Annotated in this window: 25 protein-coding genes and 2 pseudogenes; 15 read left to right on the top strand and 12 right to left on the bottom strand. The window is 61.4% G+C overall.

The features are described from left to right. From ACTQV4_RS09175 to ACTQV4_RS09155, 5 genes and pseudogenes are all read right to left on the bottom strand, one after another. Positions 1-402, bottom strand: a pseudogene (locus ACTQV4_RS09175) (IS21 family transposase); the annotation flags it as partial. A gap of 132 nt (positions 403-534) precedes the next feature. Next, positions 535-1,452: a phage NrS-1 polymerase family protein gene (locus ACTQV4_RS09170; protein ID WP_441569694.1), complete on the bottom strand. Its 918-nt coding sequence runs from the start codon at positions 1,450-1,452 to the stop codon at positions 535-537. Between the two features lie 11 nt (positions 1,453-1,463). Then, positions 1,464-1,520: pseudogene (locus ACTQV4_RS09165) on the bottom strand (phage NrS-1 polymerase family protein); the annotation flags it as partial. Next, on the bottom strand, positions 1,521-2,096 hold the full coding sequence (locus ACTQV4_RS09160; RefSeq protein WP_441569693.1) for a hypothetical protein: 576 nt from the start codon (positions 2,094-2,096) through the stop codon (positions 1,521-1,523). Positions 2,097-2,238: 142 nt separating this feature from the next. Further along, positions 2,239-2,442: a helix-turn-helix domain-containing protein gene (locus ACTQV4_RS09155; RefSeq protein ID WP_441569692.1), complete on the bottom strand. Its 204-nt coding sequence runs from the start codon at positions 2,440-2,442 to the stop codon at positions 2,239-2,241. 269 nt (positions 2,443-2,711) lie between these two features. Here ACTQV4_RS09155 and ACTQV4_RS09150 point away from each other — a divergent pair, with 269 nt between their 5' ends. The 7 genes from ACTQV4_RS09150 to ACTQV4_RS09120 all read left to right on the top strand — a co-directional run bounded on the left by ACTQV4_RS09150 (position 2,712) and on the right by ACTQV4_RS09120 (position 8,125). After that, entirely contained in the window at positions 2,712-3,398 is a 687-nt protein-coding gene (locus tag ACTQV4_RS09150) for a helix-turn-helix domain-containing protein (RefSeq protein ID WP_441569691.1), read from the top strand. 90 nt (positions 3,399-3,488) lie between these two features. Then, complete coding sequence (locus ACTQV4_RS09145; protein ID WP_441069035.1) at positions 3,489-3,875, top strand: helix-turn-helix domain-containing protein; 387 nt, start codon at positions 3,489-3,491, stop codon at positions 3,873-3,875. Between the two features lie 5 nt (positions 3,876-3,880). Beyond that, entirely contained in the window at positions 3,881-4,078 is a 198-nt protein-coding gene (locus tag ACTQV4_RS09140) for a hypothetical protein (protein WP_441569690.1), read from the top strand. A gap of 1 nt (position 4,079) precedes the next feature. Continuing rightward, the gene (locus ACTQV4_RS09135) at positions 4,080-5,381 is read left to right on the top strand and encodes a tyrosine-type recombinase/integrase (RefSeq protein ID WP_441569689.1); all 1,302 of its coding nucleotides are present in this window, start codon (positions 4,080-4,082) and stop codon (positions 5,379-5,381) included. Positions 5,382-5,642: 261 nt separating this feature from the next. Next, a complete protein-coding gene (locus tag ACTQV4_RS09130) occupies positions 5,643-6,185 on the top strand; it encodes a DUF4352 domain-containing protein (RefSeq protein WP_427795827.1) in 543 nt (180 codons plus the stop codon). Between the two features lie 39 nt (positions 6,186-6,224). After that, positions 6,225-6,647 (top strand): XRE family transcriptional regulator, encoded by a 423-nt coding sequence (locus ACTQV4_RS09125; RefSeq protein ID WP_154517313.1) that lies wholly within the window; start codon positions 6,225-6,227, stop codon positions 6,645-6,647. A 98-nt stretch (positions 6,648-6,745) separates the two neighbouring features. Next, on the top strand, positions 6,746-8,125 hold the full coding sequence (locus ACTQV4_RS09120; RefSeq protein ID WP_441569688.1) for a serine/threonine protein kinase: 1,380 nt from the start codon (positions 6,746-6,748) through the stop codon (positions 8,123-8,125). Positions 8,126-8,162: 37 nt separating this feature from the next. On the opposite strand, the gene ACTQV4_RS09115 is transcribed toward ACTQV4_RS09120, so the two are convergent. Then, positions 8,163-9,296: a coiled-coil domain-containing protein gene (locus tag ACTQV4_RS09115; protein ID WP_441569687.1), complete on the bottom strand. Its 1,134-nt coding sequence runs from the start codon at positions 9,294-9,296 to the stop codon at positions 8,163-8,165. A gap of 235 nt (positions 9,297-9,531) precedes the next feature. Continuing rightward, positions 9,532-9,828, bottom strand: coding sequence for a hypothetical protein (locus tag ACTQV4_RS09110; protein WP_441569686.1), 297 nt, complete (start codon positions 9,826-9,828; stop codon positions 9,532-9,534). A 257-nt stretch (positions 9,829-10,085) separates the two neighbouring features. Between ACTQV4_RS09110 and ACTQV4_RS09105 the strand changes: the two genes are divergently transcribed. Then, a complete protein-coding gene (locus ACTQV4_RS09105; protein WP_441569685.1) occupies positions 10,086-11,342 on the top strand; it encodes a carboxylate--amine ligase in 1,257 nt (418 codons plus the stop codon). A gap of 85 nt (positions 11,343-11,427) precedes the next feature. Further along, on the top strand, positions 11,428-12,174 hold the full coding sequence (locus ACTQV4_RS09100; protein ID WP_229770678.1) for an aspartate/glutamate racemase family protein: 747 nt from the start codon (positions 11,428-11,430) through the stop codon (positions 12,172-12,174). Positions 12,175-12,297: 123 nt separating this feature from the next. Here ACTQV4_RS09100 and ACTQV4_RS09095 read toward each other — a convergent pair whose 3' ends face one another. From ACTQV4_RS09095 to ACTQV4_RS09075, 5 genes are all read right to left on the bottom strand, one after another. After that, positions 12,298-13,044 carry an energy-coupling factor transporter transmembrane component T family protein gene (locus ACTQV4_RS09095; protein WP_441569684.1) on the bottom strand — a complete coding sequence of 249 codons (747 nt, stop codon included), beginning with the start codon at positions 13,042-13,044 and terminating at the stop codon, positions 12,298-12,300. Beyond that, positions 13,037-14,788: an ABC transporter ATP-binding protein gene (locus ACTQV4_RS09090; protein ID WP_441569683.1), complete on the bottom strand. Its 1,752-nt coding sequence runs from the start codon at positions 14,786-14,788 to the stop codon at positions 13,037-13,039. The genes ACTQV4_RS09095 and ACTQV4_RS09090 overlap by 8 nt, the downstream gene beginning before the upstream one ends. Before the next feature lie 213 nt (positions 14,789-15,001). Continuing rightward, complete coding sequence (locus tag ACTQV4_RS09085; RefSeq protein WP_441569682.1) at positions 15,002-15,577, bottom strand: hypothetical protein; 576 nt, start codon at positions 15,575-15,577, stop codon at positions 15,002-15,004. 412 nt (positions 15,578-15,989) lie between these two features. Continuing rightward, complete coding sequence (locus ACTQV4_RS09080; protein WP_441569681.1) at positions 15,990-17,945, bottom strand: C69 family dipeptidase; 1,956 nt, start codon at positions 17,943-17,945, stop codon at positions 15,990-15,992. Positions 17,946-18,354: 409 nt separating this feature from the next. After that, the gene (locus ACTQV4_RS09075) at positions 18,355-19,272 is read right to left on the bottom strand and encodes a diacylglycerol/lipid kinase family protein (protein WP_427727874.1); all 918 of its coding nucleotides are present in this window, start codon (positions 19,270-19,272) and stop codon (positions 18,355-18,357) included. 98 nt (positions 19,273-19,370) lie between these two features. Between ACTQV4_RS09075 and rnd the strand changes: the two genes are divergently transcribed. The 6 genes from rnd (at position 19,371) to ACTQV4_RS09045 (ending at position 25,140) form a co-directional block, all read left to right on the top strand. Further along, complete coding sequence (gene rnd, locus ACTQV4_RS09070) at positions 19,371-20,504, top strand: ribonuclease D (RefSeq protein ID WP_154517283.1); 1,134 nt, start codon at positions 19,371-19,373, stop codon at positions 20,502-20,504. Positions 20,505-20,742: 238 nt separating this feature from the next. Beyond that, positions 20,743-21,447, top strand: coding sequence for a zinc metallopeptidase (locus ACTQV4_RS09065; protein WP_427727878.1), 705 nt, complete (start codon positions 20,743-20,745; stop codon positions 21,445-21,447). A 115-nt stretch (positions 21,448-21,562) separates the two neighbouring features. After that, on the top strand, positions 21,563-23,014 hold the full coding sequence (xseA, locus tag ACTQV4_RS09060; RefSeq protein WP_441569680.1) for an exodeoxyribonuclease VII large subunit: 1,452 nt from the start codon (positions 21,563-21,565) through the stop codon (positions 23,012-23,014). Positions 23,015-23,056: 42 nt separating this feature from the next. Further along, complete coding sequence (gene xseB / locus ACTQV4_RS09055) at positions 23,057-23,323, top strand: exodeoxyribonuclease VII small subunit (RefSeq protein WP_006234311.1); 267 nt, start codon at positions 23,057-23,059, stop codon at positions 23,321-23,323. 155 nt (positions 23,324-23,478) lie between these two features. After that, positions 23,479-23,814: a histidine triad nucleotide-binding protein gene (locus tag ACTQV4_RS09050; RefSeq protein WP_035137921.1), complete on the top strand. Its 336-nt coding sequence runs from the start codon at positions 23,479-23,481 to the stop codon at positions 23,812-23,814. 147 nt (positions 23,815-23,961) lie between these two features. Then, entirely contained in the window at positions 23,962-25,140 is a 1,179-nt protein-coding gene (locus ACTQV4_RS09045; protein ID WP_006234305.1) for an acetate/propionate family kinase, read from the top strand. Positions 25,141-25,250: the final 110 nt, after the last annotated feature.

Here is a 25,250-nt window from a genome sequence, read left to right as displayed (position 1 = left end):
CATGCCCTCCTTCCAGTCGAACTGCAGCTGCCTGCCCGGGGGCGTCTCGAACCGCGGGTGCGGCTCGCGGCCGCCCGCGCCCCCGAAGGGCACGTCGCGGGCCCGGCACCAGGCGGTGAAGGCGCCGTACCCGGGCAGCCCCTCCCCGCGGCCCTCGCGCAGGAACGCGTAGACGGCCATCTTGGTCATCCCGGGCAGCTGGGCCTTCGAGCGGATCACCTCCTCGAGCGGGTCGAAGGCGCTGCCCCTCGCGGACCTGCCGTCGGCGGCGGACTCGCCCTCCCGCCAGTACTTGGCGACCGTGTGCCGGTCCATGCCGTGCCTCCTCGCGATCTCGCTGAAGTTCGGCTTCGCGCCGGACCCCCTGTAGACGTTCAGCTCTCCCATTACGTTTCGCTCCATATCCCGCTCCTCCCGGGTCGGATACCCGATCGGAGCATAGTTCCGTTAGCGCAGTTGGTGAAAGTGCGTTAGCGGGGTCGGCGAAAGCGCGTTAGCGCATTCGGCGAGATGCGTTTGCGAAAGTGGTCAATTTTAGATTAGCGCTAACACGGCCTTGAGGGTCGGCGTCTTGCCGGAGCGCGAGCGCCCCCAGAGGTAGACGATGAAGGTCTGCGCGCCCAGGAGAGACACCAGGGGCGACGCGAAGCTCGCCGCCAGCACGCAGCGGAACGCCATGGAGGCGGCCCGCGCCGGCGCCACGCCCTCCACCCACGCCGCGAGCGTGCCCGCCGGCTCCATGAAGGGGCGTGCCTTCACCGCCTCGTCCGGGCTGGGGTCGAAGCGCACGCCGCCCGCGCCCAGGTCGTAGGGCATGAAGGCGGAGAGCGGGCCGTCCGCCCACCCCAGGTGCACGACGCTCCTCGCGCGCGGCCGCGCCCATCCGCAGCGGCGCTCCACGTCGGTCAGGTAGAGCACGACGTCCTTGGCGTTGGCCGACGACACGTTGGCCCCGAGGGGCGCGAGCGCGCCGATCACCTTGTTCTGGTTGAGCAGCACCTCGCGGTCGAGCGCCCGCTCGCGCACGCCGCCGGGCACCGTCACGCGCACGAGGGCGCGCACGTCGCCGATGTCCACGTCCACGAGGTCGGCCGCCACCCAGGGCGCCGTCGACGTCACCGAGCGCGAAAGCTCCCCGTCGCGTCCGCGCGCCCACAGCCGCCCGCGAGTGTCGACGAACCATCCCTCCACAGACGGCGCCGTCTCGAAGTCCGGCGCCTCTTCGTCCGAAGAGCCTCCTCCGTCCGTGTCCGGCGCAGCGGTCGAACACATGTTCTTGTCATTGGCGCGAGAAGGACGCATATGGCGAGAAGGACGTGCGGCCCTCGGCCGGTAGAACTCCGTGCAGCCCTCTATGGCCCTCTCGATCGTCTGCGCCCCGTAGGTAGTGTCGCCCCGGCGGCTGTCCCACTTGTCGCGCATGAGGCCGGAGCGCCGGAAGATCCGGTCCATGCCATGCGGGCGGCGTCGCCCGCGCACCAGAACGCGAGGTGCGAGCACAGCGCCATGTCCGCCGCCGATCAGTCGCCGCCCTGCGCCGAGCAGTCGCCGGCCATGAGGGCGCGGATCGCGTCGCCTCTGCGGGAGGCGTACATGCGCTCGAGCAGCGCCTCGTCGTCCATGTCCGCGCCGGCCGTGGGCGCCTCCGAGAGCGTCGGCTGCGCGGCGGCCCGCCCCGGCTCGATCCAGGTGCGGTACGCCCTCTCGACGACCTCGGGGTTGGAGCCCAGCGCACCGCGACCCTCGAAGACGTCCCCCGTCACCATGAAGTAGCGGTCGTGGTCGTACATCTCCACCACGCGCCCGCCGGGCTGCCCCTTCCTCGAGCGCTGAGCCCAGTCGGGCTTCGAGCCCCGGAAGATCAGGTGCAGGCCGTCGCCGGAGGGCGAGACCTCCGTGTAGGTGCCCACCTCGTCCACCACCCAGCGGTACGCCGGGTCGAGGGCGCCATCCGAAATCACGTGGTCGAGGTCGAGCCCCGTGAAGGCGCGGTCCGGCCCGAACACGAACCCCACGCCGTCGCAGCGCCAGCGGCCCACGGCCGCCACCGCATCCTCGAAGGTCGCCCAGGTCGCAGGGTCGGTGCTCTTGGCCATGCGTCCGGTACGGGCGTCCGCGGGCAGCTTCGTCGCCCCGCCGTTCCGCTCCTCGCGCCGCCAGCACACCCAGCGTGCCTCGGCCTTGAGCTCCGCAGGGACGCGTGCCAGCGCGTCGGCGAGGGAGCCCGCCCCGCGTGGGCTACTCGCGGCCCTCTCCGTCATCCGAGGCCCCCTTCTTCGCGTTCTTGAAGATCACGTCGCGGCAGATCCGCCAGCGACCGTTCACCTTGTCGGCGGGGATCTGCCCCTCGCGTATGCCGCAGGTGATGGATCCCTCGTGCTCGCCGGTCACGTCGGCGAGCTGCTTGGGGGTCATGAAGTACGGCAGCTCCTCGAAACTCATCTCTCGCTCCCTCTCATCCGATTTGCCTTTGGACCGCACGCCGGCGAACCGACTGTCACGAAGTGGCACCTTCCGTCGCCGTGCAGCCGTAGAATATCACAGGAAATGTCAAAGAATGAGATTCTTTGCAAGATTTGAGGTAAGATAGCTCTTGAGCATTGAATGGCTTGTCAGTGAGTGATAGAATCTGTTGCGAAGCGTAACAAGTCAACGGAGGGCGCCTGCAGTCTCCCTCCACAGGACGAACACATTCGAGAAAGGTGGACGCCATGGCGAGCAACCTCCAAGAGCTCCGCAAGGCAGCGGGCTACAAGAACGCCAACGACTTCGCCGAGGCGCACGAGATCCCCTCGTCGACCTACGCGCGCTACGAGTCCAACCCCGACAAGATCCCCATGGAGCGGGCCTGGCAGCTCGCGGACATCCTGGGCACCACCATCGACGCAATCGTCGGCCGCGAGACCCCGGCGCCGGGCACCGCGCGCGGCGAGGTGCAGCTGGAGTACGACGGCCTCACGCCCGAGGCCCGCGCGCTCGCGGACGAGATGCGCGAGTTCATGCTCATGAAGGACGCCAAGATCCGTGAGCGGAAGCGCAGGGAGGAAGAGCGCCCCTGGGACGCGCTCTGCTACCAGTACGAGCGCCAGATGCTCGCCGAGATGGGCGAGGGCGCCGCCTTCGGCGAGCTCGTCGCGTTCGAGAGCGCTGAGGAGGCCCGCTCGGCCTTCGAGTCCTTCCTCCAGAAGCAGGCCGCCAAGAAGCGCGGCAAGTTCCCCATCAAGGCTCAGGAGCTCATCGACAACCAGACCATCGACAAGATTATGGAGGCGTACGACCGCACCCACGGCGAGTTCGACCACGAGGGCACGCGCGTGCTGTGGAGTACCGTCGACGCCCGTGTGGCGGTCGAGTTCGACTCCGGCATGGGACAGAGGGGAGGTGGCGCCAAGGCGTAGAAGGAAAACAGGTGGGCCCGTGGGAGCTGGCACTCCCACGGGCCCGGCGTCCGGTCCAGAGGCAAATCCAGAAGGGACGGTGACAAGTATATGTCATCCATCAATCCCGCCCAAACCCCCTACAGGCCCATAAGCGGCAAAAGAACACTCCAGAGGCTCCGCCGCCAGGCGGGCTTCCGCTCTGCGAAGGAGTTCGCCGAGGCGCTCGGCATCCCCGGCTCAACCTACGCGCGCTACGAGCGCGCTGGAGACGGCGCCGACTGCGGCATCCCGCTGCCGGCGGCATGGCAGATAGCCGACAAGCTGGGCTGCTCCATCGACCTCGTCATCGGCCGCGAGGACATCGACGCGCCCGAGCCCGAGGGCATCCAGCCCCGCTACGACGCCCTCAGCCCCGAGGGCCGCGCCCTCGTGGACAGCTACCTCTCCTACGTGGAGCTCGGCGAGCGCGCCGCGCGCTCCCAGGGCAGGCGGTGAGCGCCATGACCAAGAGCGAGAAGAACCTTCGCGTCGTGTCCTACTCCATCACGGACGACGCCGGAAACGAGGTCCCCGTCGTCGCCCTCGTCGCCGCGCCCGGCGAGGCCCTGCGCCTCGACGAGCCCTGGCAGCGCGAGCTCGCCCGCGACCTCGAGTGGCACTACCGCCCGCCCTACGTCGTAGTCGGGGACGGTGAGTAGCATGGCCAAGGTCACCGGTGAGGGCTCCATCATCCAGATGGAGAAGGACAAGCCCAAGAGCAAGTGCCGCAAGTGGCAGCTCCGCGTCCCCGTGGGCCTCGACCCCCGCACGGGAAAGTACAAGACTCGCACAAGGCGCTTCAACGGTACCTACACCGAGGCGAAGAAGGCCCTTCGCGAGTTCATCAAGGAGATCGAGAACGACGAGGTGCACAAGAGGTCGGGCACGACCATCAAGGAGTGCGCAGAGGACTTCATGACGAGGCGCCGTGCGTCCGGCGAGTTCACCGAGAACACCAACGTGACCTACGAGCGATTCTTCAAGGCAATCAACCGTCACATCGGCTACGCCGACGCCTCGAAGGTCACGCGAGAGACGCTCGAGAAGATGTACGCCGCCATGCGCTCCGGCGACACCCTCTCCGGCAAGCCCGCCAGCGGCACCTATCTCAACCAGATCCACAAGACGCTCAAGCTGCTGTTCGACGACCTAGTGAAGGACGGGGTCGTCGCCAAGAACCCCTGCACCGAGATGGACACGCCGCGCGGGGACACCCAGCCCCGCCGCGCCCTCAAGCCGGAGGCCATCCGGGAGTTCATGGCGCAGCTCGACTTCACCCGGGAGGCCGACATCGCGTACTTCCTCGCGGTCAGCACCGGGATGCGTCGCGGGGAGGTCTGCGGCCTCTCGTGGCGCGACGTCGACCTCGAGAGCCAGGTCATATCGATCCACAAGTCCTACGACTGCTTCGGGAACCTCAAGGACCCCAAGACGAAGGCCGGCGTGCGGCGCCTCCCCATGCCCGACTCCGTCCGAGACGCCCTCGTCATGCACAAGGAGGCGCAGAAGGCCCGCATTGACGAGTACGCGGCGGAGCAGGAGAGGCTGGCGAAGAAGAACGGCGAGAAGCCCGGAAAACGCCTGGAGCAGAGCGAGAGCACCCCGGTCGTTATCAGCACGACCATGGGCAGGCTCAGCCCAAACGTGCTCGAGGCATGGTGGCTGCGCGCCCGCGAGACGCTCGGCCTCAATGGCTGGGCGTTCCACGAGCTTCGCCACTCCTACCTCTCCACGCTCGCCCTGAGGGGGGTGCACCCCAAGGTGATGCAGGAGCTGGCCGGCCACGCCTCGAGCGAGATCACGATGGAGATCTACACCCACGTGAACATGGAGGCCAAGCGTGCGGCGGCAGACGTCGTGAGCGACCTCTTCTCCGAACCCGTCGAGGCCGCCCCCCCGTCACTCCGATCGTCCAAGTCGAGCCCCGCGTCATCAACGGCGGGCGCCGACTCACCCTCGTAAGCTCACCTCGTGAGCGCGTGGAAAACGCCCCTGAAAGTACCTCAGAGCAACTCCAAGAACGATTCGTACCGGATTCGTACCAGGTGGCAATCCGCTGAAAGGAGGTCAAAAGAAACGATACCTTCTACCTGCGCATTTATTCGCCCTTTCGGACCAACCGGCCTCCTACGTCATTAGCTCTCAGCTAATGAATTCAAGTTTAATCCTTCCTACGATGTGCTGTGTACCGGCGCGGTAGCCGGATCGTAGGAAGGATGCATAATGAAAAAGCTCGAAAACGAAGTGCTGCTGAGCCGTCGCGCTGCACTTGGCGCATTCGCCACCGTCGCCTTGGGGACTGCCGGTCTTCTTGCCGGTTGTGGTAGCGATAAGGCGACCGTCACCGAGGACGCTGGCGATGGCGACAAGAAGGAAGAGGCGAAGAAGGAAGAGCAGCCTACGACTGACCTGGCGGTTGGCACGACGGTGACCACGGCTGCCGGTCTTTCCGTCGTTGTCGATTCCGTCCAGCCCGGCCTTACAAATTATGACGGTTCGACCATGACGGGCATTCACGTCACGTACGTCAACAATGGCGATGAGGGCGCAGATTACAATGTCTACGACTGGAAGGGCGAGGACGCCAACGGCGCCCAACAGAATCAGGGTTACTACAGCGAGGGCTCCGATGAGCTGCAGTCTGGTACCCTTTCCGCCGGTGGCTCCGTGGCGGGCAATATCTACTTTGATGGCGATATCAAGAAGGCACTGTATTTTGCCAACATGTTTGATAAGTCTGCCACTGCAAGCTGGGTGCTGGCCTAGCATGTCGCTACCGTTGCGCCGGATGGGAGGTGAAGTCGTATGCCCGATAAAAAACTGACCGAGGAGTTGCTCAATGAGCTTCTCGATGCGCCGAACATCGATGGCTATATCAGGGAGCACGACTTTGCCGCCCCGTCGCTTTCGGATTACCTGAAGCAGCTACTGCAGGAAAAGGGCTTGGAGCGCTCGCGCGTGGTTCGTATGGCCGATCTCAATGAGACCTTTGGCTATCAGATCTTTACCGGTGCGCGTCATCCGAGTCGCAATAAGGTGCTGCAGATTGCCTTTGCGATGGCGCTGACGCTCAAAGAGACCAACCGTGCGCTGACGGCTGCCGGGGTAAGCGTCCTTAACTGCAAGGACCGCCGCGATGCGATTATCATCTTTTGCATCGATCGCGGGTGCAGCCTCCAAAAGGTCAACGAGGAGCTGTATCGCTTTGGCGAGGAGACGGTGAATTAGCCGCTGATATCTGAGCCGGCGGAGCTGTCGAACAACGATGCAAACGAACGGGGCGCGGATGCCATGGGGTGTCTGCGCCCTGCGCTATGATGGAGGCTATGGATACTCAGGCCCCAACATATTCCAATGACGAGCTGACCGCAGCGCTTGCCGAGCACCTGGCGTCGCTCGATCGCGACGACAGCTATCGCGTGGAGCGTGTACTTAAGCGCTCGTCCGTTGAAACAACCGAGCTCGTGTACTTTGAAGGAACCGGCGGTGGTTCGCTCGGTCCCTTTGTCCGTAAACGTATCGATGCTTCGGCTCAAATCGGCGGGGCATACGAGCGTCTGTTTGCCGCTCAGCGGGCAGGCGGGCGTTTTGAGCACCTGCCCAGAATCGTCGATTGTCGTCGTGCGGGCGACGAGCTCAACGTGGTTATGGAATACATCGAAGGGGAGACACTCGGGGCACTGGTGGACCGTCTGGGAGCCGCTCCCGATTATGCGCGTGAATTGTATCCTGTCCTTTGCGACGCCGTGGGCGAGCTCCATGCCGGTTTTGCAATGGCGGGGGAGGCTTCGGCGCCGGTGATCCATCGCGACCTCAAGCCGTCGAATATCATCGTGACAGGTGCCAACTATACGCCTGATGACGGCCTGACGTTTTCATCGCTGGTGATTATCGACTTGGGGATCGCGCGCGTGTGGCGCGATGGCGCCGATGCCGATACTGTCAAGTTTGGGACACGGCCCTATGCGCCGCCCGAGCAGTATGGGTTTGGGCAGACGAGCGTGCGAAGCGACGTCTACGCACTTGGCGCCCTGTTGTTCTTCTGCTTGACGGGAGTCGACCCTAAACCAGGGCTCGACATGCGCGAGCAATGCGAGGTGCGCGGCATTCCCACTCCACTTGCCGATATCGTTTGCATGGCGATGGCGCTCGACCCGGCCAAGCGTTTTGCGAGTGCGGAAGCGTTGGGACGGGCGACGCGCGCGGCATACGATCTGAGTCGCCCCGTGCGGCCTCCTGCGCCTGCGCCTGTCCGTACTCCGGCCTCGGAGACGTTGTTGACGCCCCAAGGGCTCCAGAACCCCGCAAGGCTTCCTAGGCCTGCCACCTCCGCTGCATGCGGTCTGCTCTCTCGCGTTCCGGAGTCCCTGGGGCGCATTTGGAATACGCTCGTCTGCTTCTCGCTGCTTGTGTTCTTTGCCGGAAGTCACTTTGCCGCCTTTCAACCCACGGGAGCAAACCAAAGCTACCCGACGTGGCTTCTCATAATCGAGTATTTTTTCTTTGTCGATGGCCTTATGGCGCTTACGCATTTTGCGCTGCTCGATAAGCGCCGTCTTCGTCGGCGATTCGCACTGCTCGACAGCTATCGCGGCAAGAAGCTCGCGAAACTCTGGCTCAAGGCATTGGGTGTGCTGCTCCTATGCATGATCGTCATAGTCGCGGCTGCCAATGCGACCGGCGTCGTCGATACCTCCGCTACCTAAAAGAAAAGGGCCCCATTGGGGCCCTTTGCAGTTGCACTTAGATGCGGTTCATCTGAGCGGCGACTTTGTTGTACCAGTCCTGCCACGTGGGTGGGCAGTACTTTTTGGCCGCAGCCGGGGTAAGGGTGGAGCCGTAGTTGGCGCCCAGATAGGCAACGTGAGCGAAGATGCCCTCGCTCCAGCTGCCAAAGCTGCGCCAACCGCCGCCACGTGCACTCCAGCCCCAGGCGTTGTAAGAATTGGCGCAATAAGCACCCTTGGTGCTCTCGATGCAGGCGATGGCGGGGGACCAACGGGGGTCGACACCGGTATTCCAAGCGGCGACGGCAAAGTTATAGCCCTGGCCTGCCATAGGGGAGCCGGCGAGGTAATTGTCGATGCGGCTCGTCCACTCATTAATGAACGAATCGTAATCGGAACTACCGGTGTTGGCGTTGTTCACCGTGGTGTCGATGGTGGTGTTGGCGTTGGTGGCTTGGCTGCTGGAATTGCTGCCGCTCACGCCCTCGCCCGAGAGCTTCTCGGCGGCAGCGGCCTTATCGGCCTCAAGCTTGGCAAGCTCGGCGGCATTTTCCTGCTCGGCTTTTGCCTGTGCCTCGCTGCGGAGCTGCTGGGCCTGCGCCAGCGCATCCTCGGCGTTTTTCTGCTCTGCCTCAAGCTGAGACTTGGCCTGCTGGAGCTCGACCTTGTTCTGCTCGAGTTCGGTTTGCATGTTATTGAGCTCTTCGATCTCGTCGACGCTCGAGCTTGTGATCTGGTTGGTGTATTTGCAGGTCGTGATGAACTCACCCAGGCTCTGTGCGTTGACCAGGAAGCTCACGATGGGGTTGGTGCCCTTCTGGTACTTGTACAGATCGCGCATGGCGGTGCATGCCTTTTCCTGCTGATCGGGAAGCTTCGCCTCGATCTTTTCGATACTTGCCTCGTTGGCGTCAATCTGCTTCTGCAGATCGCCGAGCTTGGTGCGGGCATCGTTGTAGGCGCTCGTGGCGGCTTCGATCTTCTGCTGGGCGGCGGCAAGCTGATCCTGCGTTGCCTGCGAGGCGGCATACGCCGCGACGGGGGAGAGCATCGGCGTGGCCGTCAACGCAACGGCGAGCGCGGTGCTCGTGATGATACGAGCCGGCTTCGACGCGATGAGCGCTGCGGTGCGATGATTCGAATGCTGCATCCAGTCCCTCTGCAATCAATCGTAGGTTATTGTTCCTCAGGTATTCTACTACTGCTTTCGACCTCAACTTGAACCTTAAAGGTTTTAAAGGGTCAAGTTGAACTTGAGACTTTGGCTTTGACCTGCAGTTATATCGAATTGTTGAGAAACCATAGAGTTCAACTTTAACGTTACGCGGGCCTGCTTGGCACGGGCTTTGGACTGTGAAAGCTATCTCAACGTTGGGGGTTTGTGGCTATAAGGTCCCATTGCGGCGAGCTTGCCCTACTTCGTTGAGCGCCTGGGCGGGGGTGAACGAACAGGTGCCGTCGCCGAGTTTGATTACCCTGATGTTGTCCCCGGCGTGGGCATCGGAGACGAGGCCAAACTGCTCGATGGCGGTATCGTGTCCGCCGGCGACGGGCGTCTTGCGCGTGCCTTTGTGCGCCGATGTATCGATGGAGGCGATGTAGGCGGCATCGTCGTAAGCGTCGTTTGCGGTGCGCAGAGGAGCAGTCGCTTGCGCGCTGCGCCAACTCGCGTTTTGCGGCATCGAGGATGGGGTTATCGGTTGGAAGGTCCTGGAGCACGCGTGCGCCTTTCACTCGGGGGTATCAATATGCTGAACCCTACAACAACGGTGGGTTCATTGCCGTTTGTCATACGGCGGTGAGTGCGGCCTTCATGCTGGATAATTGCGTTGATTGTCATAGATACAGTGGAGCTTTAGGAGGAAACGGTCCGGCACGCTAAAATAAACAGGTTGCATAAAGACCGCCCGTCGTGGGCAGTTCTAGATAGGAAGTTTCCATGGCATTGCAGTTTACAGAGCGCGAGTTTATCCCCGTGCTGCTCGGCGGCGACATCAACGCCTATTCGGTGGCGCGCGCCTTTTACGAGGAGTATCAGGTCAAGAGCCTGGTCTTTGGCAAGTACCAGACCGGTCCTGCGTATCGCAGCCAGATTATCGACTACACGCCCAATGTGGATATCGACACCATGCCGGTCATGATCGAGACCATTAACGGTGTCGCGCAGGCCAATCCCGATAAGAAGATTATTCTCATGGGCTGCGGCGACAACTATGTCGCGCTTGCCGCACAGGCTCAGGACGCCGGCGAGCTCGCCTCAAACGTCATCGCGCCCTATGCGCCCTACAGCATGCTCGAACAGTGCCAGAAGAAGGAAATCTTCTACGAGCTGTGCGAGAAGCACGGTGTTCCCTATCCGCATACGTTTACCTTTACCATGGCCATGCTCAACGCCCAGGACGAGGCTCCTGCCGAGGTGCTCGACCAGATCGATTTTCCCTTCCCGATGATCCTGAAGCCTTCCGACGGCATCATGTGGTGGGAGCACGAGTTCGAGGGCCAGAAGAAGGCCTACGAGATCGCCGATCGCGCCGAGCTGGAGCAGGTCATTCGCGATGTATATGCGAGTGGCTACACCGATGATCTGATCCTGCAGGATCGCGTGCCCGGCAACGACGAGTACATGCGCGTGCTTACCAGCTATTCCGACCGCAACGGCAAGGTGCGCATGATGTGCCTGGGCCACGTGCTGCTCGAGGAGCACCAGCCTCACGGCGTTGGCAACCACGCCTGCATCATCACCGAGCCCAATGACGAGCTCATGGGCGGCGTGCGCAAGTTGCTCGAGGACCTCAAGTTTACGGGCTTCTCCAACTTTGACGTCAAATACGACAAGCGCGACGGTTCCTTCAAGTTCTTCGACTTCAACACTCGCCAGGGCCGCAGTAACTACTACGTCACCAACAGTGGCTTTAACGTTGCCAAGTACGTAGTGGACGAGTATGTGTACAACCGCCCGTTTGAGCCCGAGTTTGTGACGGCGCAGAACGAGGCGCTGTGGATGGTTGTCCCCATGGGCGTGGTCGATAAATACGTCAAGGATCCCGAGCTGCGCGCTAAGGCGCATCGCCTGGTCAAGGAGGGTAAGGCCGCCGACCCCTCGTTTATGAAGGGCGACTTTGTCTTTAACCGCTGGCTGCGCATGTGGCACACCAAGCTGCGTCACTTTAAGCTGTTTAAGACGTATTACAAATAGGATGAACGTCGCGCCCGCCCGGTTTGTATCGGACGGGCGCGGGTATGATACGCGCAATGCTGCGAGCGTCACCAAGGAGGCGGCGATGGAAAAGCTGGGAGTTATCGGCGGTATGGGCGCCGAGGCCACGTCGTATTACTACGACCAGGTGGTGCGTCACACGGCAGCCGCCCGCGATCAGGAACATATCGACATGGTGGTGCTCTCTAAGTCGACCATGCCCGACCGCACGCTGGCCATTAAGACCGGCGACCATACCGAGCTGCTGGCGACCATGAAGGAATGCGCGCAGGCGCTCGAGACGCTGGGCTGCGCGCACATTGCCATTCCCTGCAACACGTCGCACTACTTCTACGATCAGATTCAGTCGTTTACCTCGGTCCCCATCATCCATATGCCGCGCGAGTCGGTGCGCTATGCGCTTGCCGGCGTGGTGATGGGGGAGTGTGAGTTCGACCCCAACTTGAGCATGCCGGCCGAGCCGGTGCGCAAGATCGGCATCATGGGTACCGATGGCACCGTGGGTGCCGGCGTCTACGGTCGCGAGTGCGAGGCGGCGGGCGTCGAAGTCGTTTATCCCAGCGAGAAGCGCCAGGCCGATGTGATGTCGCTTATTTACGACGATGTGAAGGCAGGACGCGAGCCCGATATGGATAAGTTTGACCGAGTGATGTGGGAGTTTGCCCGCAGCGGCTGCGACCGCGTCATTCTGGCCTGCACGGAGCTTTCGGTGCTGCAAAAGTATCGCGAGATGCCCGAGATCACCCTCGACGCCATGGACGTTTTGGTACGCGAGTCCATCATCCGCAGCGGCGCCCCCTACCGCCTGTAGCTCTCGACCTGCCAAAAAGGGACAGGTTTATTTTGGTAGGTTTTATCTGGGAAAACAGTAAAGGCCTCGGCTCGTTTGTGCGAGCCGAGGCCTTTTGCATTTTGCGGTTGCTGCCAGCGATTGCTAGAACAGGAAGCCGATGGCGATAAGGGCGATGCTGACAATAAGTACGGCAATGTCCAAGCCTTTGATGGGGTAGCGCTTGTACGAGCTCGCACGCGTGCGCAGGTAGAAGCCGCGCTGCTCGGCGGCAAGCGCGGTGGCATCGGTCTTGCCCACGCTCGAGATCAATAGCGGCACGCACAACGGCAGCATGAGCTTGAGTTTCTTGATGGGATTCTTGGTGTCGTACTCGACGCCGCGTGCGGTCTGTGCCTCCATGATGGCGTTCATCTCTTGGCCAAACACCGGCACAAAGCGCAGCGCCGTGGTAAAGGTAAAGGCGTAGCGATACGGCACGTGCAGCACCTCCACGCAGGCATTGGCAAGGTCGTTGAGCTTGGTCACCATGAGCATCAGGATGAGTGGCGGCGCTACGCCCAACAGGCGCAGACAGGCCTTCGAGCCGGTGATGAGGCCTTCGTCGGTGACGAAGCCCCACACCACGTTGCCATCGCGCATAAAGGCCAGCTGCAGCGCTAACATGATGAGTGCGAGCGGAATCAGCAGCTTGAGCAGCGAGAACAGGCGGTCGACGACGCCGGCGTAGGCTCCCAGCGCGAGCGTGAGCGCCAGAAACCCCAGCAGCGCCACGTAGGTGTCGGACAAAAAGATGCCGATGATGATGGCAGCGGCGAGGCCCAGTTTGATGACGGGATTCAGACGATGCAGCAGCGTGTCGCCCGGCATATAGTCGATGACATTAACCACGGCGGACCATCTCCTCGGTAATGCGAACGATATCGGTGACCTCGCTCACCTGTGCAAAGGCGGGCGAGACGGAAGATGCCAGACGGCGTGAGAGTTCAATAACCTGGGGCGGTTCAACATAGGCACGCTGCATGAGCTCGATGTTCGAGAACAGCTCGTGCGCGCGGCCGTGATCGAGGATACGACCGTCGGCCATCACCACGATGCGCTCGGCAAAGTCCGAGACGACTTCCATGTCGTGGCAGACCAGGATAACGGCGCAGCCGCGCTCGGCCATGGTGCGCACCGTTTCCATGACGGTCATGCACTCGCGGTAGTCAAGGCCGCTCGTGGGCTCGTCGAGCACTACGATTTTGGGCTCTACGACCACGACGGAGGCGAGTGCCACCATCTGGCGCTGACCGCGCGAGAGCGAGAAGGGCGCCTCGTCGGCCGGCAGGCCAAAGCGGTCGATGACGAGCTGGGCGCGACGCAGCGCCTCGGCGCGGTCGATGCCGGCAAGCTCCAGGCCAAAGGCGACCTCGTCGAGCACGGTGTCCTTGCAAATCTGGCGGTCGGGGTTTTGGAAGAGGGTTGCGACTTCGCGGGCGATGCGGCTCGTGGGAACCGATGCCGTGTCCAAGCCCGTAACGCGCACGCTGCCCGATGCAGGCCTAAGCAGACCCGTGAGCAGCTTGGTGAGCGTGGTCTTGCCGGCTCCGTTTTGGCCGACAATGCCCACGAGCTCGCCGGGATAGAGCGTCAGGTTGAGGTCGTGGACGGCGGCGCCACCATGGGGGTAGGAAAACTCAACGTGGTCAAACGTGAGCACCGGCTCGGCTTCTTTCGCATGCGGGCGCAGCGACGGTGCGTGCGGGGAGCCTGTGGGCGCCTGGGCGTCGCTTGTCGCGCGGTCGGGGTCGACGATGCCCGTAATCAGGCGCTCGGCCTCATCAACATCCAAACAGGGAGTGCCGCTGGCCAGGCCATCGGCCTCGAGGCTGTTGAAGATGCGTGTGACGCGCGGGCAATCGACACCGATGGCGCGGAGCTTGTCGGTGTGCGCAAAGACCTCATGTGGCTCGCCTTGCAGCGCGATCTGGCCGTGATCGAGCACGAGCACGCGGTTGCAGTACTCCGAAAGCAGGGCGACCTTTTGCTCAACGACGACGATGGTGATGCCGAGGTTACGGTTTGCCTCGCGCAGCGTTTCGAAAACTAGCGTGGAGCTGGCGGGATCGAGTGCCGCGGTTGGCTCGTCGAGCACGAGCACACGCGGACGCATGGCGAGGATGGCGGCGATGGCCACCTTTTGTTTTTGGCCGCCCGAAAGCGTGGCTATCTCGCGGTCGCGCAGGTCGCTAATGCCGACGGCCTTAAGCGTCTCGCTCACGCGCTGCTCGATCTGGTCATGCGGAACGCCAAAGTTCTCCAGGCCAAAGAGCATTTCGTCCTCAACGACCGAAGCGACCATCTGCGTGTCGATGTCTTGCAGCACGCTGCCGACGATCTGCGATATGTCGGTGAGCGAGACCTCGCAGGTGTCGTGCCCGTCAACGAACACGGAGCCAAAGAAGGTTCCGCTGTAGTGGTGGGGCACGGCGCCCGACAGGCAGGCGGTAAGTGTTGATTTGCCGGCACCCGAAGGCCCGATGATGCCGATGAAATCTTCCTTGTTCACGCTGAGCGAAACGTGGCTAAGCGCCTGCTCGGTCTGCGTGCCATAGGAGAACGAGACATCGTCGACGTTGATGATCGTTTCCATGGATACCTTTCATAGTCATTGGGGACGTTCTTACATGACTAGTCGTTTAAGGACGTCCCCAAAAGCTCGTTGTCTGGGACAGTCTTTGCTGGTGAAGCACGGAGACGGCTTTACGAGGTGCCCCAGGTTGGCGCGAAAGAGGAGCGAAGCGTACTTTGGGTACGCGAGCGACGAATGAACGCCAAGATGGGGTGGCTCGTAAAGCCGAGCGGGTTAGTTAAGCCTAAGGGCCTTCTGGATGGGCAGATAGAGCGCGCCGACCAGAATGGCGTTGAACACAGCGGTCATGGCGACGACGGGCAGCATGGCTGCGGCGAGTTCGCCCACTACGCCGAGCATGGCCATCTTGATGACCATGAAGATGACGCCCGAGACAAAGGTGGTCATGAACGTAGCGACGATGGCGACGGCAGGCTTAACTTGGCCATCCTTGGCGGCAGTGTTGACAATGACGGCCATAAGCATGGCGGCGATGCCCTCGGCGGCAAAATCGACAAACGGCGAGGTAGTGGTGATCTGGATTACGGCCGCCGAGATGAGACCGATGACGAGTGCTTGACCAATGTTGGGACGAACGACCAGGATGGTGAGGCAGAAGGCCGAGATGATGAACTCGGGGCTAATCATGCCGCCGGAGATACCCGAGATTGCCTTGCCGACGGTAAAGTTGAGGATGAAGCCGGCGGCAAGCAGGATGGCGAGCAGGACAAGGGCGCGAACATCGAGTTTGCCGCGGTCGGCGGTCTGGACGGTGCGGGGCTGGGCGCCGGCGGTGGTGTTCTGAGACATGGTGAAGGTCCTTTCAGAAAGGGGAGTATAAGAGAAAAGCGGAGGCGCGTGATGCGAATGCGATCGGGCTCGAGATAGAAAAAGGCCCCCGGTCGAAACCGGAGGCCTTCCAATCACCTAGAGCGCAAAAACAGGCATGAGGGACTCACCGTCGACCGATCGTATTCGCATCACGCCACCACCAGTTGTTGAGAGACGTCATCGTGTTCTTCATGTTGGTGGCTCCTTTCGTGATGCCATGGCGCGGTCGCGCCCAGTTGCTGTTGCGCTGCACTATAGCACAGCGAAGTGTGTGCGGGGGAATCTTTTTTGAAAAGAATTTCGCGGCGTTTCCTCCTGTTAAGAAGAGCGGGCGGGGCAGCTTGTGCTGTCCCGCCCGCGCCCTGGGAAGTGTTACTTCCTGCGAGGAGTGTTACTCCTTGTTGCGGCGATAGAGGGCATAGCCGCCAGCGGAGATGACGACGACGCCAGCAGCGGCGAACGCGGCAACCACGCGGCCATCAAAACGGTCACCGGTGGTGGGCAGGTTGCCCTTGGTGTTCTTCTTGTTGGTGGTCACCGTGGTAGAGGTGCTCGGCTTGGTCGGCTCCTCGGGGGTAGAAGGCTGCTCGGGGGTAGAAGGCTGCTCGGGGGTAGAAGGCTGCTCGGGGGTAGAAGGCTGCTCGGGGGTAGAAGGCTGCTCGGGCTGCTCGGGGGTGCCGGGCTGCTCGGGCTTCTCGGGGGCCTCGGTGGCGAGGGCATCCTTGGCGTAGGTGATGGACTGCTTAAGGCCACGGGTCTCGGTGTTCAGGTCGCTCGGGGTAAAGGGCTTGCTAAAGTCGCTAGCCTTCAGATAAGCGCGCATCTCCTGGAGCAGGGCCTTGCACTTGACGTAGGTGTTCTCGGCGGCAGCGTTGCCGGCCTTGTTTGCCAGGGCGGTGCGGCCCTCATGGGTAGTCTCGGCCAGCATGGCGGCGTCGACTTCCTTGTTCTGCTCGATGAGCTCGTTCTGGAGTGCGTCGAGGTAGGCGCGGACGCCGGTGCCAAGAGTGTCAGGGTTCTCAAAGCAGAGCGAGCTGATGTCCATGAGGACGTAGTTGATGGAGTTCTCGGGCTCCTCGTTGTTCACGATGTCCGTCTCTTCGCAGTGATCGTAGGAGACATCCTGATTGCTGAAGTAGGGGGTGACCTCGGTGAGCAGTGCAGAGTACAGAGGAATAGCGACGGAGTAGGCGGCACGAGAGAGCATCTCCCACTGGATGGTTGCGATCTCGGGATCGAGGCCACGACGAATCTGGAAGAGATTGGTCTCACTGTTGTTTTCGCTGCCGATGGCGTAGACACCGTCGGTGGTGGCGTTGAGGCCGGGGACATTTTCGCCGCGGTTGCCAAAGGCACGAATCAGCTCAAAGGTGCTCCAGCCAGACTTGCCAGGTTTGAAGAACAAGGGCTGGATCTCGCTGACGGATGCGCCGGTACCGTTCTTGTCTTTAACGATGGTGTAGTCCTTGTCCTTGATTAGCGGGTTCATGAAGTAGTCTCGGCCCTGGACATAGCGAGTCCACTGATGAATGCCGGAATCGGCGAGGCTTTCGCCATAGGTCTTGGCAACGTCAAACTTGCCGTCGGTGTACTCGGCGAAGTCATTTTCCTCGGGCATGGTCTGGATGCCCTCGGAGTGGAGGCAGTTCTCGGCGTCATTAAGGTCGACATCGTAGTTGAGGCTCCCGATATTAGGGTTGAGCGACGCGACGTCATCAGCGAGCTTCATGGCAATCCACTGATGCCCGGAAAGTGCGGCAAACAGCCAAGTCTCGTTGCTGTCGGCGATGATAATCTGATCGTTGCCGTTGGCGCCCTGCTCGTCGATGATCTTGCCGAGGAGCTCGACACCCTCACGTGCTTTGGCACTTTCGCCTAAGATAACGCTGCCGTAGCTATACTCGCCAATGCCAGTGTCGGTCAGGGGGTCTGCCTTGGCGGCTTTATCGTTCATGTTGGTGGTCAGCGTTGCGGAGCAGGACACGCCCTTCTCGTTGATGCCTGCCTCAGAGTAGGCATCATAGCGCCCGTGCCACTGCGAAGGATGATCGCGCACGTAGCTATAACGATATGTAGTCTTGGTCGACCTGTATGAGAAGTCGGACTCGTCTGAGCCGTAGGTATACCCGGGGGCATGCGACGGCTCAATGCCAAAGTGCTTGAGGTAACGCGGGGCAAAGTCCTCGGCGCGACCATAATATGTGTTGCCGTCGGCCGTAAGGTTTTTGCCCATGTACATCTGCGTGCAGGCGAGCGCAGATGTCGGCATGGACATGATGGTTGCAGCTCCAAAGGCGAGGCCTATGCCTAGCTTCTTGAGCGCGTTGACGGGGTGAGCTTTCCTCATTTTCCCTCCCAGCGTGCGAAAGCCCTCTGTCGCCAGAGGGCTTCAGTCAATAAAAACATCTTCCATAGCATAACGAAATGGAAATATTAATCATGTGTGAAATAAACTTATTCGATAAGCGTGGTGAAATATGCGATGAGCGGTAAATCGTATTCATTATGTAGCTTTACTTAAATAAAGGCACCCTGTAATTACTGTACCTGAATAAAGCGCCTTGCACAGGGCGCGAAGACAATCCCCCACTGTTTGGCAAATGCATAAACAACGGGGGAGACGATGATTGGATGAATATCATACCAATGTGGAATTACTTCTTCCGGCGGTGGATTACGTTAATCGCGTAGCCCACGAGCATGGCCAGAACGATGACGATAAAGCCAATGATAGGGTTGTCGTTCACGGGGTCCTCCTATTTTCCGAGTGGAGAGAATTCGTCGACGATGAGGTCGAGGCATTGCGGAAGCGCGCGGGCGCCAAAGACACCGGAGTTGCTGGAGATGATCTCGCCATCGAACTGCATGCCCAGCGACGGCGTGCAGGTAATCTTGGCTTCCTTGGTCTGGATAATCTTAAACTGCGGGCGGCCGAGCACCTTGCCGGCGGGGTCGAGCGCGGCGGTGATCACCGTGGGGAGCAGCTGCACCGTGCGCACGGGTTCAATAACGACGATGTCGACCATGCCGTCGTTCATGCGGCAGTTGGGGAACAGGTTGATGTCGTTTTGGATGACTGAGGTATTGCCCGCCATGCAGCAGATGCCGTCGAGCTCCTCGACCATGCCGTCGTGTTCAATGGTAAAGTGCGCCACCGTGGGGTTGGGCGTGGCGAGCGCGGAGAGGAAGTAGGCGATCTCGCCAATGTCGTTTTTGGTGGGGGCGGCCTTCATCATGATCTCGGCGTCGAAGCCCGAGCCGGCGATGATGATAAAGCCGTGGCGCTTCTCGTTACCGTTCTCGTCGATCCAAAAGAGCTCACCCATGTCCACCTTGACCGTGCGGCCGGCGCGGCAAGCCTTGGCAAGCGCCGCCGCCTCGGGGGCATTACCGATGTTGTTAAAGAACAGGCAGGCTGTGCCGGAGGGGAAGATGAGCGTAGGGACACCGCACCCGCGCATCTGGTCGAGCACGTTGGAGACGGTGCCGTCGCCGCCCGAAACGACTACGCGGTCGAACTCACGAACGTCTGCTACCGCGTCCTCGGGCTCCATGCCATCGCCGATAAAGCGCATTACGACCTCGTCGCCGCCCTGTGCAAGAGCGTGCGTGAATGCGTAGATTTCATCGGAGCTGGGACCCGATGCCGGGTTGTGGATGATAAGGCAGCGCATACTTACGTTCCCGTTCTGTGACTAACCGAGTATAGTTGTAGGGCAATGCCGATATCCTACCCGTGTTTTTCGGGCCTAACCTTATTCGATGGGTTGATATGTACATTTCCACACATCAGGCTCTACTCGACTTTTGTCAGCGCGCTCGTGAGTTCGACGCGATTGCCGTCGATACCGAGTTTTTGCGCGAGCGCACGTTTCATCCGCGCCTGTGCCTGGTTCAGATTGCCACCCCCGCCGAGAGCGTCGCGGTCGATCCTTTGGTGATCGACGACCTGTCGCCGCTGGCCGAGCTTATGGCCGACGAGAGCGTGGTCAAGGTCTTCCACGCCTGCTCGCAGGATATGGAGGTCATGCTCCACACCGTGGGCGCGCTGCCGCGACCGATTTTTGACACGCAGGTCGCCGCCGCCTTTTTGGGTGAGCGCCAGCAGATTTCCTACGGCGCCCTCGTTCAGACGTTCTGCGGCGTATCGCTGCCCAAGACCGAGTCGCTGACCGATTGGTCGCGCCGCCCGCTGAGCGATAAGCAGATTGAGTACGCGATCGATGACGTCAAGTATCTGATCGTCGCCTATACCGAGATGATGAGCCGCCTGCGCGAGCTGGGCCGCGTGGACTGGGTGCTCGACGAGTTGCGCCCGCTGGCAGACGAGTCGCACTACCGCGCCGACCGGCATGAGGCATTCCGCAAGGTCAAGCGCATCAACTCGTGTAGCCGCCATCAGCTGGGCATTGCGCGCGAGCTTGCCGCCTGGCGCGAGGACCGCGCCGAGCGCCGCAACATCCCGCGCAAGTGGGTCATGTCCGACGATACGCTGCTGGCGCTCGTCAAGCGCAATCCTGTGCGCGTTGAGGAGTTCCGCAGCATCCGCGGCACCGATCAACTGGGGGAGCGCGATGTGGACGGCGCGCTCATGGCCATCAAGCGTGGCGCGAGCTGCCCGCACGATCGCCTGCCGCTCATGGTGCGCGGACATCGCCAGATCTCTCCGGAGCTGGAGAGCGTGACGGATCTCATGTACGCGCTCATTCGCCTGGTTGCCGAGCGTTCGGGCGTGGCGACCTCGGTCATTGCCTCGCGCGATGACCTGGCCGACTATATTGAGCATCCCGAGCAGAGCCCTTTGCGCGAAGGTTGGCGCTTTGAGCTTGTGGGCTCGCGCCTGGACGATCTGCTCTCGGGCAACATGGGGTTGACGGTGAAGGACGGCAAAATCGAGCTCCTGTAGGTATATAGTTACGCGGTTTTACCAAACCGCGTAACAGCTCGACGCTGCAAACGGCCGAGAGCGGCAATCTGACGTTCAATCGTCGCTCGCGTACCAAAGTACGCGTCGCTTCTCTTTCACGTCACCTTGCTCGCTCTCGGCCGTTTTCGCTGACATTGCCAAAACATCGATGCTGTCTCGTTGGCTGGGCGAGTGGGTAGAATGCCTCCAACGTGTAACTCGATTCGGAGGAATTCGCATGCCCTATTACTATGGTTACGGCTTTGGCATCGACCCGCTGTACCTGCTGGTCGTCCTTGTTTGTACGGTGCTCGGTCTTGCCGCGCAGAGCTATATCAACTCGACGTATAAAACCTGGTCCAAGGTTCGCTCGGACGGCGACACGGGCGCTGCGGTCGCGCGCCGCATGCTCGACGCCAGCGGTTGCAATGCCGTGGGTATCAAAGGCGTCGCCGGTGAGCTCACCGACCATTACAACCCGCAGGATAACAACCTGTATCTCTCGGATGCCAACCGTTCGGGCGGATCGGTCGCAAGCGTTGCCGTCGCTTGCCACGAGGCGGGCCACGCCGCCCAGCGCCAAAGCGGCTATGCCATGATGAAGGTGCGCACTGCCCTGGTCCCGGTCGTCAACTTTACCCAGAACACCTGGACCATCGTGCTACTCATGGGCCTGTTCATGAACATCGCGGGACTCACGACCCTCGCGCTGATCTTCTTCTCGTTTAGTGTGTTGTTCCAGCTGGTTACGCTGCCGGTCGAGATTGATGCCAGCCGCCGCGCCGTGGCGTACATCGAGCAGTCGGGGATGAGCTCCAAGCAGGTCAACGGTGCCAAGAAGGTCCTGACGGCAGCCGCGCTTACCTATGTTGCCGCAGCGCTCACCTCGATCATTCAGCTGCTCTACCTGATGGCTCGCTACAACAGAAACTCCAACCGATAACAAATTGGCTTGACAGGCGCCGCGGGGATTTGTGTCCCCGCGGCGCTGTACTATGTGTTGGACTTGAATTTGCGCAGGGCTGGAGCCTTTGTGCACGATAACGAAAGGAGGCTGCGTGGCAGGCTGGAATCTAACCGGCAATGCTGTTTCCGCCGAGTTTGACGGCTCGGGCGATCGGGAGCGCAAGGAACTCAGCGTGAGCCAGGCGGTGGAGATCGCCGCCGGTGCACTCGATGCTATTCCGCAGCTGAGTGTTTTGGGCGAGGTCACGGGTTTTCGTGGCCCCAATGCCCGAAGCGGTCACTGCTACTTCCAGATTAAGGACGATTCGGCCGCCGTTGACTGCATCATTTGGAAGGGCGCCTATCTCAAGCGCACGTTCGATCTGCGCGACGGCATGCAGGTGAGCTTTAAGGGTAGCTTCAATCTCTATAAGCCCACGGGCCGCATGAGTTTTGTCGCCCGCTCGTTTTCGCTGGCGGGGGAGGGTCTGCTGCGTCAACAAGTGGCGCAACTGGCCGAAAAGCTGAGCCGCGAGGGCCTGATGGACGAAGCGCGCAAGCGCCGCATCCCGGTGTTCTGTTCACGCGTGGCGGTCGTCACCTCGCTTTCGGGTGCCGTAATCGATGACGTCAAGCGCACATTGCGTCGTCGCAACCCACTCGTCGAGCTCGTTTGCGTGGGTGCCAAGGTTCAAGGCGAGGGTGCGCCGGCAGAGCTCATTGAGGGTTTGCGTCGCGCCGCTTCCATTACGCCGGCGCCTGACTGTATTTTGCTGGTGCGCGGCGGCGGCTCCTTCGAGGACCTCATGACCTTTAATGACGAGGAGCTTGCCCGCGCGGTGGCGGCTTGTCCTGTGCCCGTGGTGACCGGCATTGGCCATGAGCCCGATACCTCGATTTGCGACATGGTGAGCGACCGTCGCGCCTCCACGCCCACGGCGGCGGCAGAATCGGTGGCGCCGGCTATGACGGAGTTGGCCGACGTGCTCGAGACGCGCCATCAGCGTCTGGGCGCCGCGATGGCATCGATGATTGGGTCGGATCAGGTCGATCTGGAAATGCTCGATCAGCGTGGTCGCCGCGCTTGGGACACCTATACGGCTCGTCTGGGCGACGCGCTCGATGCGGCCGCACGCCGCCCGTGCCTCAACGATCCCACATTTATGGTCGAGCGTCGCGAGTCTGAGCTTGCCCTGACGGCCGATCGCCTGTCCGGCGCCATAACGCGTTCGGTTGGGGCCTTCCGCTCCAACTTCGAGCGTCTGCCCGAGCGCTTGATCGCAAGCACCTCGGGGCTCGATGGCAAACGCCATGCGCTCACGCTTGCGAGCTCCCGTCTGGAGCATCAGGGGCGCACGATGCTCAGCAAGCCCGCGTCCGACCTGGGCCGAGCTGCTGCGTCGCTCGATGCCTTGTCGCCGCTCAAGGTGCTTGCCCGCGGTTACTCCATCGCGTACAGCGAGGACGGTGTGGCTACGAGCGCCAAGACCTTTAAGCCGGGCGACGCCATTCGCGTGCGCATGGCGGACGGCAACGTGGCGGCAACGGTCAATACGGTCGAGTAGGCCGCGTTTCACAGTGATAGACCCTTAGGAAAGGAAACAGATATGGCAGAGAAGACCCCGGTCGAGCAGCTTACGTACAAGCAGGCCTCGCAGGAGCTGGAGCTCATCATCCGCAGCCTGGAGTCGGGCGACATGGAGCTCGAGGAGTCGCTCGAGAGCTATACCCGCGGCGTCGAGCTCCTCAAGAGCCTACGCACCCGCCTGTCCGATGCCGAGCAGAAGGTCTCGGTGCTCCTTAAGGACGTCGACGGCAACGACGTGCTCGCCGACGGCGAAGCCGCCAACACCGACGACAACCTCTCGTTCTAACCACCTCGCAGCCTACTTTGGGGTAGTCTTTTTGGGACGGGGCTTTTTTGACTACCCTTGCGCGACGGCTCGCCAGGTGCCTGCGCTTGCGAAAAAGTAGTCAAAAAAGCCCCGTCCCAAAAAGACTACCTTGGTCTGTGAGAAAGGAACCAACTATGTGTGATTGCATCTTCTGCAAAATTGCCAACCATGAGATCCCCTCGACCGTCGTTTACGAGGACGATCAGGTCATCGCCTTCGACGACCTCAACCCCCAGGCGCCGGTCCACACCCTCGTGATTCCCAAGAAGCACTACAGCGACATCGCCGACAACGTACCTGCCGAGACCATGGGCGCCATGGCCCACGCCATTCAGGAGGTCGCCAAGGCCAAGGGCCTGGAGGACGGTTTCCGCGTCATCTCCAACAAGGGCGTCAATGCCGGCCAGACCGTCATGCACTTCCACATGCACGTCCTCGGCGGCAAAAACCTGGGCGAGAACCTCATCTGAGGGCGCTTCTTCCGTGGGATGAGGCGAAAGCTTGGGCATCGATAACTTATATATCAACGCAATAAACCCGAGCGCGAGGGCGTTTGGGTTTATTATTGAAGCGTATGTAACCTGGCGGCGCCACACCGCCTGTTAGTAGGGAGACACATGAACGTTCTGGTCGTCAACGCAGGATCTTCGACCCTTAAGTATCAGGTCATCGATACCAAGTCCCACAAGGTGTCCGCAAAGGGCTCCTGCGAGCGCGTCTGCTTTACCGGCGGTACCTTCACCCACGCTGCCAACGGTTCCAAGAAGGTGACCGAGAACATCGAGTTCCCCGACCACAAGGTCGCCATCGAGGTCGTCCTGAAGGACCTCGAGGCCAACGGCGTCAAGATCGAGGGCATCGGCCACCGTATCGTTCAGGGCGGTTGGTACTTCGGCGATTCCTCCCTCGTCGACGAGGACGTCCTCGCCAAGATCCGCGAGGTCGCTCCGCTCGCCCCGCTGCACAACAACCCCGAGGCCAACGTTATCGAGTACTGCCTCGAGCAGTATCCCGACCTGCCCAACGTCACGGTCTACGACACTGCTTTCCACTTCAATATGCCCGAGGTCGCCAAGACCTACGCCCTGCCCAAGGACGTCTGCGACAAGCTGCACATCCGTAAGTACGGCGCTCACGGCACCAGCTACCGCTACATCTCCAAGAAGGTTGCCGAGATGACCAACGGCGAGGCTCGCAAGGTCGTCGTGTGCCACATCGGTTCCGGCGCTTCCCTGTGCGCTATCGAGGACGGTAAGTGCATGGACACCACCATGGGCTTGACGCCGCTCGACGGTGTCATGATGGGCACCCGCTGCGGCTCCATCGACCCGGCTACCGTGTGCTACCTGCAGCGCGAGGGTGGCTACACCTTCGACGAGGTCGACGAGATGATGAACAAGAAGTCCGGCCTTTTGGCTGTGACCGGCGGCAAGACCAACGACTGCCGCAACGTCGAGGAGCTCGCCGCTGCTGGTGACCCCGAGGCTCAGCTCGCCTTTGATATGTTCGTCTACAAGATTGCCGCCAAGGCTGCCGAGATGGCCACTTCCATGTGCGGTATGGACACCCTGGTCTTTACCGCCGGCATCGGCGAGCACGCTCCGGCCGTTCGCGCCGGCGTGGCCGATCGTCTGGCCTTTATGGGCGTTAAGATGGATCATGCCCGCAACGCCCTGCGTGGCGACGGCGCCTGGTGCCTGTCCGCCAAGGATTCCAAGGTCAAGATCTTCGTCATCCCCACGGACGAGGAGTTCATGATCGCTTCCGACGTCGAGCGCATCGTCAACGGCAAGTAATTGCAAGAGGGGAGGGGCTGGGCGACCGAGCGCCGTTCGGCCCCTCTCTTGTGCTCGTTGGGCGATATGCTGATAGCTATTTATCAAGATATGATAACTTCTTATTAACA

Source organism: Collinsella sp. LCP19S3_B11 (genome assembly GCF_052121915.1).
In the GTDB taxonomy this organism is placed as follows: domain Bacteria; phylum Actinomycetota; class Coriobacteriia; order Coriobacteriales; family Coriobacteriaceae; genus Collinsella.
Note: the sequence above shows the minus strand (reverse complement) of the source record. Positions and strands in the feature narration are given on the sequence as shown.

What these genes read in the sequence shown, in the direction of transcription:
- ACTQV4_RS09170 (WP_441569694.1), bottom strand. Translation starts at nt 1,452, where the DNA reads ATGGACCGGATCTTCCGGCGCTCCGGCCTCATGCGCGACAAGTGGGAC.
- ACTQV4_RS09160 (WP_441569693.1), bottom strand. Translation starts at nt 2,096, where the DNA reads ATGGCCAAGAGCACCGACCCTGCGACCTGGGCGACCTTCGAGGATGCG.
- ACTQV4_RS09155 (WP_441569692.1), bottom strand. Translation starts at nt 2,442, where the DNA reads ATGAGTTTCGAGGAGCTGCCGTACTTCATGACCCCCAAGCAGCTCGCC.
- ACTQV4_RS09150 (WP_441569691.1), top strand. Translation starts at nt 2,712, where the DNA reads ATGGCGAGCAACCTCCAAGAGCTCCGCAAGGCAGCGGGCTACAAGAAC.
- ACTQV4_RS09145 (WP_441069035.1), top strand. Translation starts at nt 3,489, where the DNA reads ATGTCATCCATCAATCCCGCCCAAACCCCCTACAGGCCCATAAGCGGC.
- ACTQV4_RS09140 (WP_441569690.1), top strand. Translation starts at nt 3,881, where the DNA reads ATGACCAAGAGCGAGAAGAACCTTCGCGTCGTGTCCTACTCCATCACG.
- ACTQV4_RS09135 (WP_441569689.1), top strand. Translation starts at nt 4,080, where the DNA reads ATGGCCAAGGTCACCGGTGAGGGCTCCATCATCCAGATGGAGAAGGAC.
- ACTQV4_RS09130 (WP_427795827.1), top strand. Translation starts at nt 5,643, where the DNA reads ATGAAAAAGCTCGAAAACGAAGTGCTGCTGAGCCGTCGCGCTGCACTT.
- ACTQV4_RS09125 (WP_154517313.1), top strand. Translation starts at nt 6,225, where the DNA reads ATGCCCGATAAAAAACTGACCGAGGAGTTGCTCAATGAGCTTCTCGAT.
- ACTQV4_RS09120 (WP_441569688.1), top strand. Translation starts at nt 6,746, where the DNA reads ATGGATACTCAGGCCCCAACATATTCCAATGACGAGCTGACCGCAGCG.
- ACTQV4_RS09115 (WP_441569687.1), bottom strand. Translation starts at nt 9,296, where the DNA reads ATGCAGCATTCGAATCATCGCACCGCAGCGCTCATCGCGTCGAAGCCG.
- ACTQV4_RS09110 (WP_441569686.1), bottom strand. Translation starts at nt 9,828, where the DNA reads ATGCCGCAAAACGCGAGTTGGCGCAGCGCGCAAGCGACTGCTCCTCTG.
- ACTQV4_RS09105 (WP_441569685.1), top strand. Translation starts at nt 10,086, where the DNA reads ATGGCATTGCAGTTTACAGAGCGCGAGTTTATCCCCGTGCTGCTCGGC.
- ACTQV4_RS09100 (WP_229770678.1), top strand. Translation starts at nt 11,428, where the DNA reads ATGGAAAAGCTGGGAGTTATCGGCGGTATGGGCGCCGAGGCCACGTCG.
- ACTQV4_RS09090 (WP_441569683.1), bottom strand. Translation starts at nt 14,788, where the DNA reads ATGGAAACGATCATCAACGTCGACGATGTCTCGTTCTCCTATGGCACG.
- ACTQV4_RS09085 (WP_441569682.1), bottom strand. Translation starts at nt 15,577, where the DNA reads ATGTCTCAGAACACCACCGCCGGCGCCCAGCCCCGCACCGTCCAGACC.
- ACTQV4_RS09080 (WP_441569681.1), bottom strand. Translation starts at nt 17,945, where the DNA reads ATGAGGAAAGCTCACCCCGTCAACGCGCTCAAGAAGCTAGGCATAGGC.
- ACTQV4_RS09075 (WP_427727874.1), bottom strand. Translation starts at nt 19,272, where the DNA reads ATGCGCTGCCTTATCATCCACAACCCGGCATCGGGTCCCAGCTCCGAT.
- rnd (WP_154517283.1), top strand. Translation starts at nt 19,371, where the DNA reads ATGTACATTTCCACACATCAGGCTCTACTCGACTTTTGTCAGCGCGCT.
- ACTQV4_RS09065 (WP_427727878.1), top strand. Translation starts at nt 20,743, where the DNA reads ATGCCCTATTACTATGGTTACGGCTTTGGCATCGACCCGCTGTACCTG.
- xseB (WP_006234311.1), top strand. Translation starts at nt 23,057, where the DNA reads ATGGCAGAGAAGACCCCGGTCGAGCAGCTTACGTACAAGCAGGCCTCG.
- ACTQV4_RS09050 (WP_035137921.1), top strand. Translation starts at nt 23,479, where the DNA reads ATGTGTGATTGCATCTTCTGCAAAATTGCCAACCATGAGATCCCCTCG.
- ACTQV4_RS09045 (WP_006234305.1), top strand. Translation starts at nt 23,962, where the DNA reads ATGAACGTTCTGGTCGTCAACGCAGGATCTTCGACCCTTAAGTATCAG.